At 69.9% G+C, this 18,205-nt stretch carries 14 protein-coding genes; 4 read left to right on the forward strand and 10 right to left on the reverse strand.

Going from position 1 to position 18,205, the window contains the following annotated elements; translation table 11 throughout:
* Positions 1 to 20: 20 nt before the first annotated feature.
* Genes ACWDU4_RS21430 through glsA form a run of 3 tightly spaced genes read right to left on the reverse strand, consistent with a single transcriptional unit; the run spans position 21 to position 3,705 of the window.
* Entirely contained in the window at positions 21 to 857 is an 837-nt protein-coding gene (locus ACWDU4_RS21430) for an ABC transporter permease (RefSeq protein ID WP_450115932.1), read from the reverse strand.
* Positions 854 to 1,819: an ATP-binding cassette domain-containing protein gene (locus ACWDU4_RS21435; RefSeq protein ID WP_450115933.1), complete on the reverse strand. Its 966-nt coding sequence runs from the start codon at positions 1,817 to 1,819 to the stop codon at positions 854 to 856. The genes ACWDU4_RS21430 and ACWDU4_RS21435 overlap by 4 nt, the downstream gene beginning before the upstream one ends.
* Positions 1,820 to 1,860: 41 nt before the next feature.
* Positions 1,861 to 3,705, reverse strand: a complete 1,845-nt coding sequence (gene glsA, locus ACWDU4_RS21440) for a glutaminase A (protein WP_450115934.1) — start codon at positions 3,703 to 3,705, stop codon at positions 1,861 to 1,863.
* 256 nt (positions 3,706 to 3,961) lie between these two features.
* Between glsA and dxs the strand changes: the two genes are divergently transcribed.
* Positions 3,962 to 5,926, forward strand: a complete 1,965-nt coding sequence (gene dxs, locus ACWDU4_RS21445; RefSeq protein ID WP_450115935.1) for a 1-deoxy-D-xylulose-5-phosphate synthase — start codon at positions 3,962 to 3,964, stop codon at positions 5,924 to 5,926.
* A 41-nt stretch (positions 5,927 to 5,967) separates the two neighbouring features.
* On the opposite strand, the gene ACWDU4_RS21450 is transcribed toward dxs, so the two are convergent.
* From ACWDU4_RS21450 to ACWDU4_RS21465, 4 genes are all read right to left on the reverse strand, one after another.
* Positions 5,968 to 7,413, reverse strand: coding sequence for a sugar porter family MFS transporter (locus ACWDU4_RS21450; RefSeq protein ID WP_450115936.1), 1,446 nt, complete (start codon positions 7,411 to 7,413; stop codon positions 5,968 to 5,970).
* Positions 7,414 to 7,587: 174 nt separating this feature from the next.
* Positions 7,588 to 8,652, reverse strand: coding sequence for an alpha/beta hydrolase (locus ACWDU4_RS21455; RefSeq protein WP_450115937.1), 1,065 nt, complete (start codon positions 8,650 to 8,652; stop codon positions 7,588 to 7,590).
* A gap of 262 nt (positions 8,653 to 8,914) precedes the next feature.
* Positions 8,915 to 11,020, reverse strand: coding sequence for a 3-hydroxyacyl-CoA dehydrogenase NAD-binding domain-containing protein (locus tag ACWDU4_RS21460; protein ID WP_450115938.1), 2,106 nt, complete (start codon positions 11,018 to 11,020; stop codon positions 8,915 to 8,917).
* Positions 11,021 to 12,241 carry a thiolase family protein gene (locus ACWDU4_RS21465; RefSeq protein WP_450115939.1) on the reverse strand — a complete coding sequence of 407 codons (1,221 nt, stop codon included), beginning with the start codon at positions 12,239 to 12,241 and terminating at the stop codon, positions 11,021 to 11,023.
* 275 nt (positions 12,242 to 12,516) lie between these two features.
* Between ACWDU4_RS21465 and ACWDU4_RS21470 the strand changes: the two genes are divergently transcribed.
* The gene (locus ACWDU4_RS21470) at positions 12,517 to 13,278 is read left to right on the forward strand and encodes an SGNH/GDSL hydrolase family protein (protein ID WP_450115969.1); all 762 of its coding nucleotides are present in this window, start codon (positions 12,517 to 12,519) and stop codon (positions 13,276 to 13,278) included.
* 21 nt (positions 13,279 to 13,299) lie between these two features.
* Here the strand turns inward: ACWDU4_RS21470 and ACWDU4_RS21475 are convergent, their stop codons facing one another.
* The gene (locus ACWDU4_RS21475; protein ID WP_450115940.1) at positions 13,300 to 14,991 is read right to left on the reverse strand and encodes a serine/threonine-protein kinase; all 1,692 of its coding nucleotides are present in this window, start codon (positions 14,989 to 14,991) and stop codon (positions 13,300 to 13,302) included.
* 242 nt (positions 14,992 to 15,233) lie between these two features.
* On the opposite strand from ACWDU4_RS21475, the gene ACWDU4_RS21480 reads away from it, so the two are divergent.
* A complete protein-coding gene (locus ACWDU4_RS21480; RefSeq protein WP_450115941.1) occupies positions 15,234 to 16,028 on the forward strand; it encodes a thioesterase family protein in 795 nt (264 codons plus the stop codon).
* Here the strand turns inward: ACWDU4_RS21480 and ACWDU4_RS21485 are convergent.
* The gene (locus ACWDU4_RS21485; protein WP_450115942.1) at positions 16,006 to 16,479 is read right to left on the reverse strand and encodes a hypothetical protein; all 474 of its coding nucleotides are present in this window, start codon (positions 16,477 to 16,479) and stop codon (positions 16,006 to 16,008) included. The genes ACWDU4_RS21480 and ACWDU4_RS21485 overlap by 23 nt on opposite strands.
* An 86-nt stretch (positions 16,480 to 16,565) precedes the next feature.
* Positions 16,566 to 17,330, reverse strand: a complete 765-nt coding sequence (locus ACWDU4_RS21490) for an oxygenase MpaB family protein (protein ID WP_450115970.1) — start codon at positions 17,328 to 17,330, stop codon at positions 16,566 to 16,568.
* 250 nt (positions 17,331 to 17,580) lie between these two features.
* On the opposite strand from ACWDU4_RS21490, the gene ACWDU4_RS21495 reads away from it, so the two are divergent.
* Positions 17,581 to 18,204, forward strand: coding sequence for a TetR/AcrR family transcriptional regulator (locus tag ACWDU4_RS21495; RefSeq protein ID WP_450115943.1), 624 nt, complete (start codon positions 17,581 to 17,583; stop codon positions 18,202 to 18,204).
* The last annotated feature ends 1 nt before the right edge of the window (position 18,205 follow it).

Raw genomic sequence — 18,205 nt, forward strand, 5'->3', positions numbered from 1 at the left:
GGGCCGGGCCTTTCGCATGTTCAGGACTTGCGGTTGTACAGCCGCATCGTGATCGGCCCGAAGACGATCACGAAGCCGGCGCACCAGGCCAGCACGACGCCCAGTTGCGCGGCGTTCACGTCACCGGCCATCAGCCCGCGGATCGCGGTGACCAGATGACTGATCGGGTTCACGTTCACGAACGACTGCAGCCAGCCCGGCATCGTCGACGGGTCGACGAAGATGTTGGACGCGAAGGTGAGCGGGAACAGGATGAACATCGACACGCCCATCACCGCCTGCTCGGTGCGCATCAACATCGCGAACATCGTCCAGACCCACGACATCGAGAACGAGAACAGCAGCAGCAACGCCACGGAGGCGACCACACCGACGACTCCGCCCGCGGGCCGGAACCCGAGGATGAGGCCGAGCACCATCACGATCACCGACGCGATCGTGTAGCGGACGAGATCGCCGAGCAGCGCGCCCACCAGCGGGGCCGGCCGCCAGATCGGCAGCGACCGGAACCGGTCGAAGACGCCCTTCTCGATGTCCTTGTTCAACGTCAGCCCGGTGTACATCGTGATCATCACGACCGTCTGCACCAGGATGCCGGGGATCAGGAACTGCACGTACGCCTCGGTCGAGCCGGCCAGCGCGCCGCCGAACAGGTACGTGAACATCAGCGTGAACATGATCGGGAACATGGTCACGTCGAACAGTTGCTCGGGGACGTGCTTGATCTTCAGCAGGGCCCGCCACCCGAAGGACAGCGACGCCGCCACCGCGCCGGAGCGCTTCGGCCGGGGTCCGTCGAGGGCAAGGGCGGCGCTCACCGCGGCGGCGGGTGAGGTGGTGACTGTGGTGGTCGTCATGCCGGGGTTTCCTCGAGGTCGGAGTCGGCGGGCCGGCCGGTCAGAGCGAGGAACACCTCGTCGAGGCTCGGCTGCCCGAGGGCGAAGGTGGTGACCGTGATCCCGGCTTCGTTCAGCGCGGGCAGGGCGCGGGCGACGCGCTCGCTGTCGTCGATGCGTGCGGTCAGTGCGGCGGGATCGGATTCAACGGTGACGTCGACGCCGAGCGCCGCCCTGAGCACGTCGGCGGCGTCGGCGCGTCGGCTCGGGTCCGCGACCCGCACGTGCAGGGCACCGGACCCCACGGACGCCTTCAACTCGCCGGTGGTGCCCTCGGCGATGACGCGTCCGTGGTCGATCACCGCCACCCGGTCCGCCAACTGGTCGGCCTCGTCGAGGTACTGCGTGGTCAGCAACACGGTGGTGCCGCCCGCGACGAGTGCGCGCACGATCTCCCAGACCTGGTTACGGCTGCGGGGATCGAGACCTGTGGTCGGTTCGTCCAGGAAGATCAGTTCCGGGGTGACGAGGATCGAGGCGGCGATGTCGAGTCGGCGCCGCATGCCGCCGGAGTAGTTCTTCACCTGTCTGCCGCCCGCCTCCGACAGTTCGAAGGCGGCCAGCAGCTGGTCGGCGCGGGCGCGGGCGGCGGATCGGGAGAAGCCGTACAGGCGGGAGAGCAGGACGAGGTTCTCGGTGCCGGTCAGGTCCTCGTCGAGCGATGCGAACTGCCCGGTCAGGGCGACCTTGCTGCGGACGGTGTCGGCCTCGCGGACCACGTCGTGTCCGAGGACCCGGGCGGTCCCGCCGTCGATGTCGAGGAGGGTGGCCAGCATGCGGATGGTGGTCGTCTTGCCTGCACCGTTCGGGCCGAGTACGCCGTAGACGCCGCCGCGGGGAACGGCGAGGTCGACGCCGTCGACCGCGACGTTGCTGCCGAAGCGTTTGACGAGTCCCTTGGTGTCGATCGCGAGGTCGGACATGGGGTTCAGACTGTCCGATTTCGGCGGACCGGGCAACGCAATTACCGAATGACGGCGTCGCCCGGCGCGGTGTCTCCTTGCACGGAAATGCCGCGAATCGCCGAATCGAGCTGCGCATACGCGCCGGTCACCAGCCGGTTCAGGATGGACAGTTTCAGGGTCGGCGCGGCATCGGTGAGCTTCGCGAATCGGCCGGGGCCCATCACCGCGATGCGGGCCGGTGTGTCGGCACGGACGTCGTTGAGGAAGGTGCGGCCGGTCAACGTGGGAATCTCCCCGAACGTCATGCCGGGAGCGAGCGTGGAGATCCTTTTCCCGGTGCCGTTCGGTCCGGCGACCACGGTGCTGATCCGTCCGGACAGGATCAGCGCGATCCCGATGCCCTCGTCGCCGCGGTGGACGATGGTGTGCCCGCCGGGCACGTCGACGAAATCGAGTTCGGCTCGCACCAGCTCGAGCTGGTGCTCGTCGAGGTCTGCGAGCAGCGGATGGTCCGTGAGCTCGATGGACTCGGGGATACGGCCCGCGGCGCAGTGCCGGTCCAGCACCACGGTCTCCGCCCATTCCAGAGCGCTGTCGAGGTCGACGAAGACCCGGCCCTGTCCGGACGGGTCGAGGCTGGAAGCGGTGTTCCCGAGGTGGCTGTCGGGATCGACGAAGGCGCAGGGCAGGCCTCGGGCATCGAGGTCGGTGCGCATCTCGGTGAGCATGCGGCGCGCGACGTCACCGACCTCGTCGACGCGACGAAGGTCGACGACCAGGGCCTCCAGGTCCTGTACGCGCTCACTGATGGCCCGGACCGCGGACTCGGCGCCCGCGAACAGCAGGTCCCCGTGCAGTTCGTAGATGCGCGTCCGGTGACCGACTCGATCGAGTGTCGCCCGCTCGGCATCGGTGCGACGCTGCCGCGACGGCGCCTCCGCGACGGTGTAGCTGGACCGGATCGCCGACCGGGCCGCGCGGGTGACGTGCAGGAAGTGCAGATCGAGAGACCTCGACAACTCGCGGCACGCCTGGACCCCGCGCACGCTGTTGCCGTGCGAGTCCAGACGGGGGGAGTGCACCGCGATCCCGATCTGGCCCGGCAGTACCGCGAGCACGCCGCCTCCCACCCCGCTCTTCGCGGGTAGCCCGACCTGGGTGATCCACTCGCCGGCCGCGTCGTACATGCCGCAGGACGTCATCACCGAGAGCACCTGCTCGACGTGGGCGGGGGACAGGGCGACGCGGCCGGTGCGCGGGTGGGTGCCGTTGTTCGCCAGGGTCGCCGCGATCAACGCGAGGTCGCGGCAGGTGACGTTGATCGAACACTGCCGGAAGTACAGGTCGACCGCCTCGTCGGGATCATCGGCGATGATGCCGAACGAACGCAGCATGTGGCCGATCGCCCGGTTGCGGTGCCCGGTTCGTGCCTCCGACGTGTAGACGGCCTCGTCGACTGTCAGCTCCCGCCCCGTGTATGCCGAGTAGCACCGGCGGATCCGCTCGAACCGCGCGGCCGGGCCGGCACCGGCGATCAGGGACGCGGCGGTGATCGCACCCGCATTGATCATCGGGTTGCGGGGCCGTTCGGTGACGGGGTCGAGGCTGATCTCGTTGAAGGGCTCTCCGGACGGTTCGACGTCGATCTTGGCGGCGACGGAGTCCGGGCCGTTGTCGGCGAGGGCGAGTCCGTAGGTGAGTGGTTTGGAGATCGACTGGATGGTGAACTCGACGTTCGACGCTCCCACCTCGTAGACGTGGCCGTCGGTGGTGGCCACACACAGTGAGAACGTGTCCGGCGGTACCTCGGCCAGCTCGGGGATGTAGTCGGCGAGGGCGCCGGCCCGGTTGCCCAGACACCGCTCGTACACCTCGCCGATGATCGTGTCCACGACAGTGCGCATGCCGACCAGGTTGTCACTCGCGGCCGCGCCGTGCAGGTTGAGCCCGTCCCGGGCCGTGCAGGTCGAGCCCGTCCGGGGCGGCGCGCGCTGTGAGGTGACTCACCGCGGAAGGCATAATGGACCAGGCAGCGCGGCCGCACGACAGCGTCCGACGGTATGCCTGGCGGTGTTCGGATACCGGGCTCCGTAGACTGACCGGGTCGACCGGTGGTCGGTCGGCGGGTTGTTGTGCAGTACTGCGGAGGGAGCGATCTCGTTGGGTGTTCTTTCTCGAGTTCAGACGCCCGGTGATCTTCGTGGTCTGACCCTCGCCGAGATGCGTGAGCTCGCCGCCGAGGTGCGCGAGTTCCTGGTGCAGAAGGTGTCCGCGACGGGCGGGCACCTGGGACCGAACCTCGGCGTGGTCGAGCTGACCCTCGCGGTGCACCGGGTCTTCGACTCGCCGAAGGACGCGGTGCTCTTCGACACCGGCCACCAGGCGTACGTGCACAAGATCGTGACGGGTCGCCGGGACGGGTTCGACTCGCTCCGCAAGCAGGGTGGTCTGTCGGGTTACCCGTGCCGGGCGGAGTCCGAACACGACTGGGTCGAGTCCTCCCATGCGTCGGCGGCGCTGTCGTACGCGGACGGGCTGGCGAAGGCGTTCGCGCTCACCGGGCAGGACCGGCACGTCGTTGCCGTCGTCGGTGACGGTGCGCTGACCGGTGGCATGTGCTGGGAGGCCCTGAACAACATCGCCGCGGGCAGGGACCGCTCGGTGGTCATCGTGATCAACGACAACGGCCGCTCGTACGCGCCGACCATCGGTGGCCTCGCCGACCATCTCGCGGCGCTGCGGCTGCAGCCCGGCTACGAGAAGGTCCTCGACAACAGCCGGCGGATGGTCAAGAAGATGCCGTGGATCGGCCGCGCCGCCTACCAGTTCCTGCACGGCATGAAGGCCGGCATCAAGGACATCGTCAGCCCGCAGGTGATGTTCACCGATCTCGGGATCAAGTACCTGGGCCCGGTGGACGGCCACGATCAGGCGGCGATGGAGTCGGCGCTGCGGCGGGCCAAGGACTTCGGCGGCCCGGTGCTCGTGCACGCCGTCACCCGCAAGGGCATGGGATATGCGCCGGCCGAGAACCACAAGGCCGACCAGATGCACGCGACCGGAGTCATCGATCCCCGGACGGGTCGCTCGACCAGCGCCCCGGTCCAGGACTGGACTTCGGTGTTCTCCGACGAGCTGATCGCCCAGGCGCGGACACGCGAGGACGTCGTCGCGATCACCGCTGCGATGCCCGGCCCGACCGGCCTGGCCGCGTTCGGCGAGGCGTTCCCGAACCGGATGTTCGACGTCGGGATCGCCGAACAGCACGCGGTCACGTCCGCTGCGGGCCTGGCTCTCGGTGGCCTGCACCCGGTGGTCGCCGTGTACTCGACCTTCCTCAACCGCGCCTTCGACCAGTTGCTGATGGACGCCGCACTGCTCAAGCAGCCGGTCACGCTGGTCCTCGACCGCGCCGGCGTCACCGGCCCCGACGGCGCCAGCCACAACGGCATGTGGGACTTCTCGCTGCTGGGGATCGTGCCGGGCATGCGGGCGGCCGCGCCGCGGGACGCCGCCACCCTGCGGGAGGAGCTCGGTGAGGCACTCGCGGTCTCGGACGGCCCGACGGCCGTGCGGTTCCCGAAGGGCGCGGTCGGCGACGACATCCCGGCGCTCGAGCGGATCGACGGGGTCGACGTGCTGGCGATGCCACCATCGCGGCGCGAGGACGTGTCACCGCAGCGGCGCGGCGACGTGCTGATCGTGGCGGTGGGCTGCTTCGCCGCGATGGCGCTGGAGACCGCGAACAGACTGGCGCAGCAGGGCATCTCGGCCGCGGTCGTCGACCCCCGGTGGGTGTTGCCGGTGCCGCGTCCGGTCGTCGAGATGGGCCGCGACTTCTCGATGGTCGTCACCGTCGAGGACAGCGGTGTGCACGGAGGCATCGGTTCGGCGGTCTCCGCTGCGTTGCGGGCCGCGGGCATCGACACCCCCGCGCGCGACGTCGGCGTTCCGCAGCGGTTCCTCGACCACGCCTCGCGGGACCAGGTGCTCGCCGAGGTCGGCCTGACCGCTCAGGACCTCGCCCGCCAGATCACCGGCTGGGTGGCCGGGCTCCGGTCCGAGGAGGACGCGCCGGCCGCCCCGAACGCCGCGGACAGCGACATCGTCACCCCGAAGCCGTGACCGGGTGTGCCGGGGCCGCGTGACGGCCCCGGCACCGGGCCTCAGCCGGCGGCTTCGAGTGTGCGGCCGCGGGTTTCGGTCACGAGCTTCCACACCACGAAGAACGAGATCGCGGCCATCACCGCGTAGGCGCCGTAGGTGAGCGAGAGGTTCCAGTCGGCCAGGGCCGGGAACGTCGCGGAGACCAGGAAGTTCGCCACCCAGTTGGACGCGGTCGCGATGCCGACGGCCGCCGCGCGTACCCGGTTCGGGAACATCTCGCTGATCAGCACCCACACCACGGGGCCCCAGGAGAAGGCGAAGAAGAACACGAACGCGTTGGCCGCGATCAGCGCGACGGTGCCGGCGGTGCCTTCGAGGGTGGCGACCGACTCGCCGATGTCGTTGGTGGTGACCGTTGCCGAGCTGAAGCAGATCGCGGCGGTCGCCAGGGAGACGGCCATGCCGACCGAACCGATCAGCAGCAGCGGCTTTCGCCCGATCCTGTCGATCACGGCGATCGCGACGAAGGTGCCGACGATGTTGACCAGTGCACTGACGACGCTGATCAGCAGCGACCGGTCCTCACCGAAACCGACCGCCTCCCACAGGGTTGCCGAGTAGTAGAAGATCACGTTGATGCCGACGAACTGTTGCAGCGCGGCGAGCGCGATGCCGACCCACACCAGCGGCGCGACACCAAGCGGCTTCGAGAACAGTTGGCGCAGTGTGGTCTTGGTGCGGTGCTCGCTGAGCGAGGCGCGGATCTCGCCGATCCGGGCGGTGACGACATCGTCCCCGCCACCTTCCAGATTCGCGAGGATCTTCCGCGCCGCGTCCTCGCGTCCGCGCAGCACCAGGAACCGGGGCGACTCGGGGATGGTGAAGCTCATCAGCAGGTAGAGCAGGGCGGGTACCGCTTCGAGGGCCAGCATCCACTGCCACGCCTCGATGCCGGCCAGGTGTTCCCGGGCCCCGCCGGCGGCCTGGTTGAGTGCGTAGTTGACGAGCTGCGAGATCGCGATGCCGAGCACGATGGCCAGCTGGTACATCGACCCGAGCCGGCCGCGGATCGCCGCGGGGGCGATCTCCGCGATGTACGCCGGTGCGATCACGGATGCGAAGCCGACCGCCACACCACCGACCACTCGCCACGCGGTCAGGTCGTAGATGCTGAAGGGGAACGCCGAGCCGAGCGCGCCGACGAGGAAGAGGATCGCCGCCAGCTGCATGACCTTGATCCGGCCGAGCCGGTCGGCGATGTCGCCGGCGATCCAGGCGCCGAGTGCGGCGCCGAGCAGTGTCAGCGAGACGGTCAGACCCGTTCCGCCGGCACCGATGTCGTATTTGTCGCGGATCGCGCCGACCGCGCCGTTGATCACGGCGGTGTCGTAGCCGAAGAGGAATCCGCCCAGTGCCGCCGTGGCGGCGATCATCAGCGCGTGCCCGACGGCGGCCCTCGCGGCCCCGGATCCCGTGCCGCCGAAGGCGGTGTCGCTCGTTGCCATGTCAGCCCCCAGACTCTCGGCCTGAATGCCTCCGGGCCGACGCGCCGTTGCGTCGTGACACACCCGCAGCATTCTGACGCTACTGCGAATCCGGCTCGTGCGCGCGGTGGCCACGCGACTGCGCCCCGGGGCCGAGGCTCCCGGGGCGCAGTCGCGGATCGACGTGTCGCGAAATCAGCCGATGTTGGCGGACAGGTCGGGAATCATCCGGTTGACCTGGTCCTCCCAGTTCTTCCAGTTGTGTACGCCGGTGGCGGGGTAGTCGTAGTGGGCGTTCGCGCCACCGAGGGTCGACATCCGGACCTCGAACGCGCGGGTGTTGGCCAGCGCCAACGCCTCGAGGGGCACCGACTGCACGATGCCGAGGGCGTCGCTCACGTCGCCCGCGCCGGGGACGCCGCTGCCGGAGGCGATCCACAGCCGGGTGTTGTTCACCTTCAGCATCGGCGCGAAGACGAAGGGGTCCATCCGCAGCCACTGCGGTCCCCATGGGGGCGCCATCGCGTCGATGTTGAAGCCGCCGGCCGAGATCATCGCGGCGCGCAGCGCCTCCCGCATGCCCGGAGCGGAGTTGTTGAGGAACCCGGAGTACGACCCGGCGAAGCTGAACTGCTGCGGGTGGTACGCGGCCAGGGTCAGGGCCGCGCTGCCGCCCATCGAGAGACCGAACACACCGTTGCGGTTCGAGCTGAAGCCCAGCCGGGAACCCAGTGCGTCGGGAAGCTGCTGCGTGAGGAAGGTCTCCCACCGGTACGTGTTGGCCTTGCCGTCGACGTTGCCTCCGGCATCCGAGCTGCCCAGCGCCGACGACCCGCCCGAGCTGCCGGTGGAGGACCCGAGATCGCCCGGGCCCCATGTGCTCGGCGCGTTCCAGTCCGCGTAGAAGCTGGACTGGCCGCCGACCGGCATCACGACGTTGATGTTCGCCGCGGTCAGGGCCCGTGCGACGTTGGTTTCGATCTCCCAGCCGTTGAGATCGTCGCGGGCCCGCATGCCGTCGAGGGCGTACACCACGCGATCGGTGTTGCCGTTGGCCGCGCGGAAGATGCGTGACTTGATGTCCCCCATGTCGGATCTGACCCAGAAGTCGAAACCGAAGTTCGGGTCGTATGCCGCGTTCGCGGTGCCCACGGGACCTGCTACCGACGCCCCGAGCGGTAGCACGATCGCCATGGACACCAACACCGAGCGTTTGAGCCAGGACCCGGCTCTTCCGCCCTTCACTTGTCTGACTCGCATCCCTTTACTGGCCTTTCGTCCGTGCGGCCGTGCACAGCCGCAGGTTCACGGGTTCGTGCACTGTATCGCGGTGTGCGCGCGGTGAAGGCCGGACGACACGATCGTGATGCAATCGGTGACAGGGCCCATTGCAGTTCGCCGCCACGCCGATGCGGGGAAGATCGCAGGTCGCAGGTGTGCCCGGGAGAGCGTGCATGCACCGGCGGGCGCGGCACGGGAGACACCCGTCGCCGCGCCCGCCGATGCGGTCTCGCGCTGCCGGTCAGACGCTGGCAACACCCTCGGCCAGGAACCGCTTGCCGTTGACGGCCTCGGAGGTGCCGGTGCGGTCCAGGTACGGGGTGATGCCGCCGTTCCAGAAGCCGAAGCCGCCACCGAGGATCAGGCACAGGTCGATGTCCTCGGGGGCCGCGACGACGCCTTCGTCGAGCATGATCGCGATCTCCTCGGCGAACGCGCGCCGGGTGCGCTCGAGGACTTCCTCCGCGGTGGACGGCTTGTCGCCCTGCGGCCACAGTGCGGCGACCTCGGGGTCGACGACCTGTCCCTCCGGACCGTAGGTCCACACGCCGGGCTTGCGGGCCTCGACGAGGGCCTCGAGCCCGGGGGAGGACTTGAACCGGTCGGGGTACGCGGCCTGCAGGGTCTCGCCGGTGTGCAGCGCGACGGCCGGTCCGACGAGGGCGAGCAGGGTGAACGGGCTCATCGGCATACCGAGTTCGGCGACCGCGTTGTCCGCGACCTCGAACGGGGTGCCCTCGTCGACGGCGGTCATGACCTCGCCGAGGGTGCGGGTGACGAGCCGGTTGAACACGAACCCGGGCTTGTCGGCGCACAGCACCGCGGACTTGCGCAGCGTCTTGGCGGTCGCGAACGCGGTTGCGAGGGTGGCGTCATCGGTCTTCTCACCCTTGATGACCTCGAGCAGCGGCAGCACCGCGACCGGGTTGAAGAAGTGGAAGCCCACGACCCGCTCCGGGTGCTTCAGGTCCGAGGCCATCTCGGTGATGGACAGCGAGGAGGTGTTGGTCGCCAGGACGGTCTCGGGGGCCACGTGCTCCTCGAGTTCGGCGAACACCTTCTTCTTGACGTCCATGTTCTCGAAGACGGCCTCGATGACGAAGTCGGTCTTCGCGAACGCGGCCTTGTCCAGCGAGCCGGAGACGAGCGCCTTGAGGCGGTTCGCGGCGTCGGGGGACAGCCGGCCCTTGCCCTGGAGCTTGTCGATCTCGGCGTGCACGTAGCCGACGCCCTTGTCGATGCGCTCCTGGTCGATGTCGGTGAGGATCACCGGCACCTTGAGCTGCTTGACGAACAGCATCGCGAGCTGGCTGGCCATGAGGCCGGCGCCGACGATGCCGACCCCGGAGATCTTGCGGGCCAGGGACTTGTCCGGTGCTCCGGCCGGCCGCTTGGCGCGGGAGTTGACGAGGTTGAACGCGTACAGGCCGGCGCGCAGTTCGTCGGTCATGAGCAGGTCCGCCAGGGCCTCGTCCTCGGCCGCGAAACCGGCGTCGAGGGTCGCCGGGTCGGTGAGGTCGATGGACCGGGCGGCGTCGAGCAGTGCGACGGTGCGCACGGCGCCGGGGGCGTTGTTCTTGGTCTTGCCGGCGACGATCGCCTGCGCGCGGGCGATGGCCTCGTCCCAGCCGGCGCCGCGGTCGATCTCGGGGCGGGCGGGGACGATCTCTCCGGCGAGGACCTTCGCCGCCCAGGCGAGGGACTGTTCGAGGAAGTCGGCGGAACCGAGCACGACGTCGGCGAGTCCGAGCTTGGCGGCCTGGGCCGCATTGATCGTCTTGCCGTTGTTCAGCGGGTTCTCGACTGCGATGGTCACGGCGTTCGCGGGCCCGACGACGTTCGGCAGCAGCTGGGTTCCGCCCCATCCGGGGACCAGGCCGAGCATGGCCTCGGGCAGGCCGAGGGCGGGCACGTTGTCGGCGTAGGTGCGGTAGTGGCAGTGCAGGCCGACCTCGAGGCCGCCGCCGAGCGCGAGGCCGTTCACGAACCCGAAGGTCGGGACGGTGGACTCGCGCAGCCGGCGGAACACCTTGTGGCCCAGACGGCCGAGTTCGAGGCCCTGCTCGCGGGAGCTGATCGACGGGACGCCCTTGAGGTCGGCACCGGCGGCGAAGATGAACGGCTTGCCGGTGACGGCGATGGCGGCCGGGTTGGCGGCGAACGCCTCGTCGAGCGCGGCGTCGAACGCGAGCAGGCCGCGCGGGCCGAAGGAGTTCGGCTTGGTGTGGTCGAAGCCGTTGTCGAGGGTGATCAGCGCGACGGGGCCCTCGATGCCGGGGACCGAGACCAGCTTGGTGTAGGCGTTGGTCACGACCTCGTCGGCGAAAGCGCTTGTGATGTCGGTCATTTACTTGGCTCCCGCCTGGTAATCAGCGTGGTTGGGGTTCTCCCAGATGACGGTTCCGCCCATGCCGAGGCCGATGCACATGGTGGTCAGGCCGTAGCGGACGTCGGGGTTCTGCGCGAACTGACGCGAGAGCTGCGTCATCAGGCGCACACCCGAGGATGCGAGCGGGTGGCCGCATGCGATGGCGCCGCCCCACTGGTTGACGCGCGGGTCGTCGTCGGCGATGCCGAAGTGCTCGAGGAACGCGAGCACCTGCACGGCGAACGCCTCGTTGATCTCGAACAGGCCGATGTCCTCGATCTTCAGGCCAGTGCGGGCGAGCAGCTTCTCGGTCGCCGGGACCGGGCCGATGCCCATCACGGCGGGATCGACGCCCTGGAACGCGAAGCCGACCATCCGCATGCCGACCGGCAGGCCGAGCTCGGCGGCGGTGTCCTCGCCGGCGAGGATGCAGGCGGTGGCGCCGTCGTTCAGTCCCGCGGCGTTACCGGCGGTGATCCGGCCCGCGGGGCGGAACGGGGTCTTGAGCGCGGCGAGGTCCTCGATCGTGGTTCCGGGACGCGGCGGCTCGTCCTCGGTGGCCAGGCCCCAGCCGTTCGCGGCCCGGGTGGCGACCGGCGTCAGGGTGTCGGCGATGAAGCCGGCCTTCTTCGCGGCGTCGTACTTGTTCTGTGAGGCAACCGCGTAGGCGTCGGTGCGCTCCTTGGTGATCGACGGGAACCGGTCGTGCAGGTTCTCGGCGGTGTTGCCCATCACCAGGGCGGATGGGTCGACAAGCTTGTCGGTCATGAACCGCGGGTTCGGGTCGGCGCCCTCACCCATCGGGTGGCGGCCCATGTGCTCGACGCCGCCGGCGATGACGACGTCGTACTGGCCGAAGCCGATGCCGGACGCGGTGGTGGTGACGGCGGTCATCGCGCCCGCGCACATGCGGTCGATCGCGAAGCCGGGCACGGTCTCGGGCAGGCCCGCGAGGATGGCGGAGGTGCGGCCGATGGTCAGGCCCTGGTCGCCGGTCTGCGTGGTGGCGGCGACGGCCACCTCGTCGACGCGCTCGGGCGGCAGCTGCGGATTGCGGCGCAGCAGCTCACGGATCGCCTTGACGACCAGGTCGTCGGCGCGGGTCTCGGCGTAGATGCCCTTGGCCCCGGCCTTGCCGAACGGGGTGCGGATGCCGTCGACGAAGACGACGCCCCGCCCCTGCGAAGTGGATGGAGACACGCTGATTCCTCCTGGTGGAGACTGCTCACCGCCAAGGTCCGGGGTGAGGCTCGGGTTGCCCTCGTAGCGAGTCGTCCCGCATTCGCTACCGGTCAGTAACTTACCCTACGTCAATACCGCGGGTACCGACACTGGGGAGGTGTCGGGGTGGTGTCCCACTGCTCGCGCGGGCGCCGGCCGGTTGCGGTTGGGCCGTTCACTCGTGATTCGCCTCGCTACCGCTGGGTAAGGTTGCTCGTCGAGCATCGGTTCGACGAGGGGAAGGTGGCGCAGTGGTGTTCACCAGATACGTCGCGATCGGCGACAGCCAGAGCGAGGGGCTGAACGACGGCGACGACGACGGCGGCTACCGCGGCTGGGCGGATCGGCTGGCCGAACGGATCGCCGTGGTCGAGCCGGACGTCCGCTACGCGAACCTCGCGATCCGAGGCCGGTTGGCCCGGCAGGTGCGGGAGGAGCAGCTCGCACCCGCCCTGGCGATGCAGCCGGACCTGGCATCCGTCGTGGCCGGCGTGAACGACCTGCTGCGCCCGAAGTTCGATCCCGCCGCGGTCGCCGCGGAACTGGAGATGGCGTACTCGGCGCTGAGCGCCGCCGGCGCACGCGTGCTCACCATGGCGTTCCCGACGCTCGGCGCCGGAATGCCGGGCGGCGGCGCGATCATGGCGCGGATCTCGGCGTTGAACACACAGATCCGGGCGGCGGCCGGCCGCCACGGCGTCGTGGTTGTCGACCTCGAGGCGTACCCGGTGTCCACGGATCCGCGGCTGTGGAGCTGGGACAGGCTGCACCTCAACGAGGTCGGACACGACCGGCTGTCCGCCGCCGCGGCAAGCGCGCTCGGCCTCCCCGGTGCCGATCTGAGCTGGCAGGAGGACCTGGGGCCGTTGCCGCCGAGGGCGCTGCCCGACCGGGTGCGCGGCGACGTCGAGTGGGCCGTGCGATTCCTCGGTCCGTGGCTCGGGCGGCGCCTGCGCGGCACCTCCTCTGGAGCGGGCCGGACAGCGAAACGGCCGCAGCTGACGCCGGTGCGGTGAATCCGGGCGGTGCCGCCCGGGTCAGTTGGCCGAGTACCGGTACTCGAGCACCGGCTCACGAGCGAGCACGTCCCCGCGTTCCGTGATCGTCAGCGCGGTCGGGTCGAGGGCGTACTTCACCGACCGGTTGGTGACCGTGAAGCCGTCGTCGGTCGCCTTGGGGTCGTCCAGTTCGATCTCCGACCCGTCGTGGTCGCGTCGGCCCATGTAGTAGTAGCGCCCCGCGTCGGTCCGGCAGACCACGATCGTGGACTCGTCCGTCCGCGCCACCACGACCGCCGGGTTGGTGCGGTTGCAGCGCGGACCGCTGCCGTCGGTGAATCCCTGCGCGTCCGCACCGTCGACGTGGCCGACGAAGTCCATCGGCGCGCCCGCGGCCTCCGACGACTTGGCCGCCTGACCGGGCGGCACCTTCTTGGTGGTGGTGGTGGCCTTCGTGGTCGTCGCCGGTGCCGGGACGAGGACCGTCTCGGTGTGTGTCGGCGCGGCGGTGGTCGTGACCGGCGCCGGCGGCGCCGAACTCGCGGTGACCGACGATGCCGACGCGGCGTCCGGACCGCGGTCACCGAGCAGCCATGCGGTGGCTCCGGCCGCCGCGAGGGCGGCGACCGCCGCACCGGCCGCAACCGGAACCAGGAGTCGGCGAGGACGAGTCGGGGTTGCAGTCGCCGGCGCGACGGTCGTCATGGTCGGTGCGACGGCCGTCCCGGCCGGCGTGACAGTGGTCACGGTCGGCGCGACGGTCGTCGGGGGCACCGGCGTCGACAGATGGGTTGTCGGCGTCGGCACCGCGACGGTGGCGGGGGCACCGCCGATCAGCGCGGTGTTTGCGGCAGCGGCCAGAGCGCCCGACGACGGGAACCGATCCGTGGGGTTCTTCGCCATCGCCCGCGCGATCACCGCGTCGAGGGCGGGCGGCAGGTCCGGGCGCACCGCCGTGACCCGAGGCGCGGGCAGGTTCAGGTGCGCGTGCACGAGATGGGCAGTGTCGGATCCGGGAAACGGCAGCTGCCCCGTCAGCAGGTGGTACAGCGTGCACCCGAGTGCGTACTGGTCGCTGCGCCCGTCCAGCGTACGGCCCTCGAGTTGTTCCGGCGACGCGTACTGAAGGCTCGCAACGACCGTGCCGGTGCGGGTCAGGGCGGTGGCCTCGAGGCTCTTCGCGATCCCGAAGTCGGCCAGCAGAGCTCGCTCCGGGTCGCCGGGCCGAGGCGAGGTCAACAGGATGTTCGCCGGCTTGACGTCGCGGTGCAGCACCCCGTGCGTGTGGGCGTGGTCCAGGGCGCGGGCGATGTCCGCGACGATCGCGACCGCGCGCGCGGCGGGCATCGGCCCCCGGCGCAGTGGCGTCGCCGCATCGGTGCCGTCCACGTACTGCATCGAGATCCACAGCTGCTCGTCTCCACCACGCGGGTCGCGTTCCGCTCCACCACGCGGGTCGCGTTCCGCTCCACCACGCGGGTCGCGTTCCGCTCCACCACGCGGGTCGCGTTCCGCTCCACGGTCGTAGACGGTGACGATGTTCGGGTGGTCGAGCCGCGCCGTGTGATCGGCCTCGCGCAGGAAACGGTCCCGGCCCTCCGGGTCGCGGGTCAGCGCGGGGTCGGGGAGTTTCAGCGCGACCAGACGCGGCAGGCTCGGATGCGCCGCCAGGTACACGCTGCCCATGCCGCCGGAGCCGAGTCGCCGCTCGATCCGGTACCCGGCGAACACACTGCCCGGCTGTAGTTCTCGCGCGCTGATGCTCCACCCCTGACCTGGTCCGTGCAAACGTCGGTCAGCATATCCGGGCGGGTCGGCACCCTCGGCGGACGTGCGTCTCGGGCCCGGTGGGACCTGGGTGGCACCGGCCCGCCGCCGTTCGGTTTCGCGGACCGCCCTTCCGGGTCCCCGGAGCCCGGTAGCCTCGGGATCCCTGTGTCCGAGCGGCTGATCCGGGAGGGGAGTCGGGGCGAATGGTCAGTTTCTTCACCAGGCAAGGCGATCGGCTGGTCGCGGAGAGGTTGGCGGTCAGTCATTGGGCGCCGACGCAGTTGGGTGGGCACGCCGTGTGCGGTCTGCTTGCCCGGCAGCTCGAAACCCATTGTCCTGCCGGATTCGTCCCGGCCCGGATGACGGTGGACCTCTTCCGGCCCGTGTTGAACGCTCCGATCGAGGTGCGCAGCGAAGTCGTGCGTGAGGGGACGCGGATCGCCGTTGCGGATGCCTCGATCGTTCAGGACGAGCAGGTACGGGCGCGTGCGTCGGTGGTGTTCCTGACTCCCGGTGCGGAGCCGGCCGGCCGGGTGTGGAGCGCCGCGCCGGACCTGCCGTTGCCACCGGAAGGGTGTGTGTCCCCGCACGGTGCCCCGCCGCTCTTCAAGAGTGGTGGTCGTGACTGGTCGCCCGACTACGCCGCGAACCAGAACGCGGACCGCAAGACCTCGTGGCACAGTCTTCCTCCGCTGGTGGCAGGGGAACCGATCTCGCCGTTCCAGCGCGCCGCGGTGCTCGGCGACACGACGAACCAGGTGTGCCACTGGGGTTCGCACGGTGCCGGCTACATCAACACGGACATGACGCTGACGCTGTCGCGACTGCCCGTCGGCTTCGAGCTCGGTCTCCGCGCCGACAACGCCGTCGCGGCCGACGGCGTCTCGATCGGCACCGCGACCCTCTACGACCGCACCGGACCGCTGGGGACCTGTGTCGTCACCGCGTTGTCCAACGCCCGCAGGCAGATCGATTTCACGGCGCCGAGGCCGGTCTGAGGTCCGCCGTGGAACCGCCTGTCGCGGCGGCCAAACGGTGATGGAAGGTGGCGAGAAGGACGGCACCCACCGCCACGGGCAGAAAGTACGGGTAGACGACCACCACCGGAGTGGTGGACGGGCCGATGGTGTTCATCAGCGCCAGCGCCCCCAGCAGCGGGCAACCGGCGAGACCAGCGGCGGCGGCCCAGGCGACGGCGCGCCGGGGGACCGCGGCCGGGGCCAGGCAGAGGACGACGGGGACGGCGAGCACGGCGATCAGACCGAAGCCGAAGTAGGCCAGCGCCGAGGCCGCGCACTCGGCGGGGGACTCGATTCCTCCGGGGTTGCCGACGGCGAAGTGGCCGAGTTCGCAATCGGTGAACTGCAGCATCGGCTCGCGTGCGACCACGACGCCGAGGACGGCCGCGAGGATCGCGAGGACCACCCATTCGGCGCGCAGCAGGATCATTCGGCGATCCTGCCACGGCGCCGCACGGGACGGTCAGATCGACGCGCGTCTCTGCGGTCGTCGGACCAGCGCGCGTCTCCCGGTCGTCAGACCAACGCGCGACCGGTGCGGATCCGCCACCGCAGATCGGCCATCAGGTAGTTGTAGGGGAACTCGCGAACGATGCCGGGCAGGAACCGGTTGACGGTCGCGATCGCCTTCATCAGGCGATCGAATCGGCGCTGGTCCCGGCTCGTCCAGGAATAGTGCATCTGGTCGCGGAACTCCTGCGGGAGAAAGCCTTTGGTGATGAACAGGTTGAGCGGTCCGAGCAGCTTCGCGAGGATCGGGTTGGCGAACCCGGCGCGGGCGATGATGTCGAGGTGGGCGCGAACCGCGTCGTCGATGGACACCTTCTTCATCGCCTCGGTCCAGTACTCCTCGAACGCGTCCCGATTCTCGGGCCACATCTCCTGCTTGACCTGCAGTGTCGTCCCGAACACTGCGCCCCGCTGGTAGTAGTACTCGCGCTCGGCGGGGGTGTACTCGCCGCGCAGGACGCGATGGGTGTCCTCGAATCCGCGGTAGATGCAGGCCGCGACCCACAATTGCAGCTCCGGATCGAACGCGTTGTACTCGACCGGGCTGTCCTCGTTGGACCGGACCTGTGCGTGCGCGCGGTTGACGCCGCGGCGATAGAGCCGCTTCTCGTCGTCGGTACCCATCGACGCCACCGCGAGATACTGCAGCGTGGTGCGGCTGCGTTTGATCGGATGGTCGAACAGGCGCCCCGACTCGACCTTGCTCTCCATCACGCCGTAGCCGACGCCGGGCCACGAGAGTTGCATGATGACGTTCGCCGCGCCGGCCATCAGGGAGACGCCGTCGACCTGGGCGAGCACGGGCCCGCCGTCGATCGCCCGCACGGCGGCGCTCCCCCCGGTCGCGGACCGGGCGGACGCGTCCTGCGCCTGCGTTCCCTGTGTCGACGAGTCGTCGCCGGTCACATCCCCATCAGACTGCTCCAGCACCGACATCTGCCCCTCCAGACCGTTCGATTCTCCGCTATCTGATCACGACCGTACTCACATATATGTCGTGCGTCCAGCGGTCGGTGGAAAGATGATCGCCATGACGTCGTCGGCGCGGGTCTACGCGGGAGTGGAGGGCGATCAGCGGCGCGCCGAGCGGCGCGCCCAGCTGATCGAGGCGGGTCTCGACCTGCTCGGTGGACCGGAAGGGGAGTCGACGCTGTCGGTGCGCGGTGTCTGCAGGCACGCCGGCCTCGCGACCCGGTACTTCTACGAGTCCTTCGCCGACCGTGACGCCCTGACGGTGGCGGTGTACGACCACGCCACCTCGCGCATCGCCGAGTCCACGCTGGAAGCGGTCGCCGATGCGCCGAAGCAGGAGCGGGCACTGGTGCGCGCCGGCGTCGCGACCATCGTCCGCGAGATCTCCGAGGATCCGCGCCTGGGCAGGCTCGTGTTCTCCGGCCCGGTCACGTCCGTTCTGGCACAGCGGCGGCTGGAATCGGCCCGGATGTTCGTCGGACTGACCACCGCTCAGGCGGTGGACTTCTACGACCTGCGGTCGGGTGCCGACGTCGACCTGGCCGCCCACTTCGTCGTCGGGGGCCTGGCGCAGATCCTGACAGCGTGGCTCGACGGCAATCTCGACGTCGCGGCCGATGTGCTCGTGGACCGGTGCACCGACCTGATGCTGGCGGTCGGCACCCTGGTGTAGC

The sequence above is a fragment of the Rhodococcus sp. NPDC003348 genome (assembly GCF_053589375.1).

Excerpts from the sequence above, each read along its gene's own strand:
- ACWDU4_RS21430 (WP_450115932.1), bottom strand. The coding sequence starts at position 857 with ATGACGACCACCACAGTCACCACCTCACCCGCCGCCGCGGTGAGCGCC.
- ACWDU4_RS21435 (WP_450115933.1), bottom strand. The coding sequence starts at position 1,819 with ATGTCCGACCTCGCGATCGACACCAAGGGACTCGTCAAACGCTTCGGC.
- glsA (WP_450115934.1), bottom strand. The coding sequence starts at position 3,705 with ATGCGCACTGTCGTGGACACGATCATCGGCGAGGTGTACGAGCGGTGT.
- ACWDU4_RS21450 (WP_450115936.1), bottom strand. The coding sequence starts at position 7,413 with ATGGCAACGAGCGACACCGCCTTCGGCGGCACGGGATCCGGGGCCGCG.
- ACWDU4_RS21455 (WP_450115937.1), bottom strand. The coding sequence starts at position 8,652 with ATGCGAGTCAGACAAGTGAAGGGCGGAAGAGCCGGGTCCTGGCTCAAA.
- ACWDU4_RS21460 (WP_450115938.1), bottom strand. The coding sequence starts at position 11,020 with ATGACCGACATCACAAGCGCTTTCGCCGACGAGGTCGTGACCAACGCC.
- ACWDU4_RS21480 (WP_450115941.1), top strand. The coding sequence starts at position 15,234 with ATGGTCAGTTTCTTCACCAGGCAAGGCGATCGGCTGGTCGCGGAGAGG.
- ACWDU4_RS21485 (WP_450115942.1), bottom strand. The coding sequence starts at position 16,479 with ATGATCCTGCTGCGCGCCGAATGGGTGGTCCTCGCGATCCTCGCGGCC.
- ACWDU4_RS21490 (WP_450115970.1), bottom strand. The coding sequence starts at position 17,330 with ATGGCCGGCGCGGCGAACGTCATCATGCAACTCTCGTGGCCCGGCGTC.
- ACWDU4_RS21495 (WP_450115943.1), top strand. The coding sequence starts at position 17,581 with ATGATCGCCATGACGTCGTCGGCGCGGGTCTACGCGGGAGTGGAGGGC.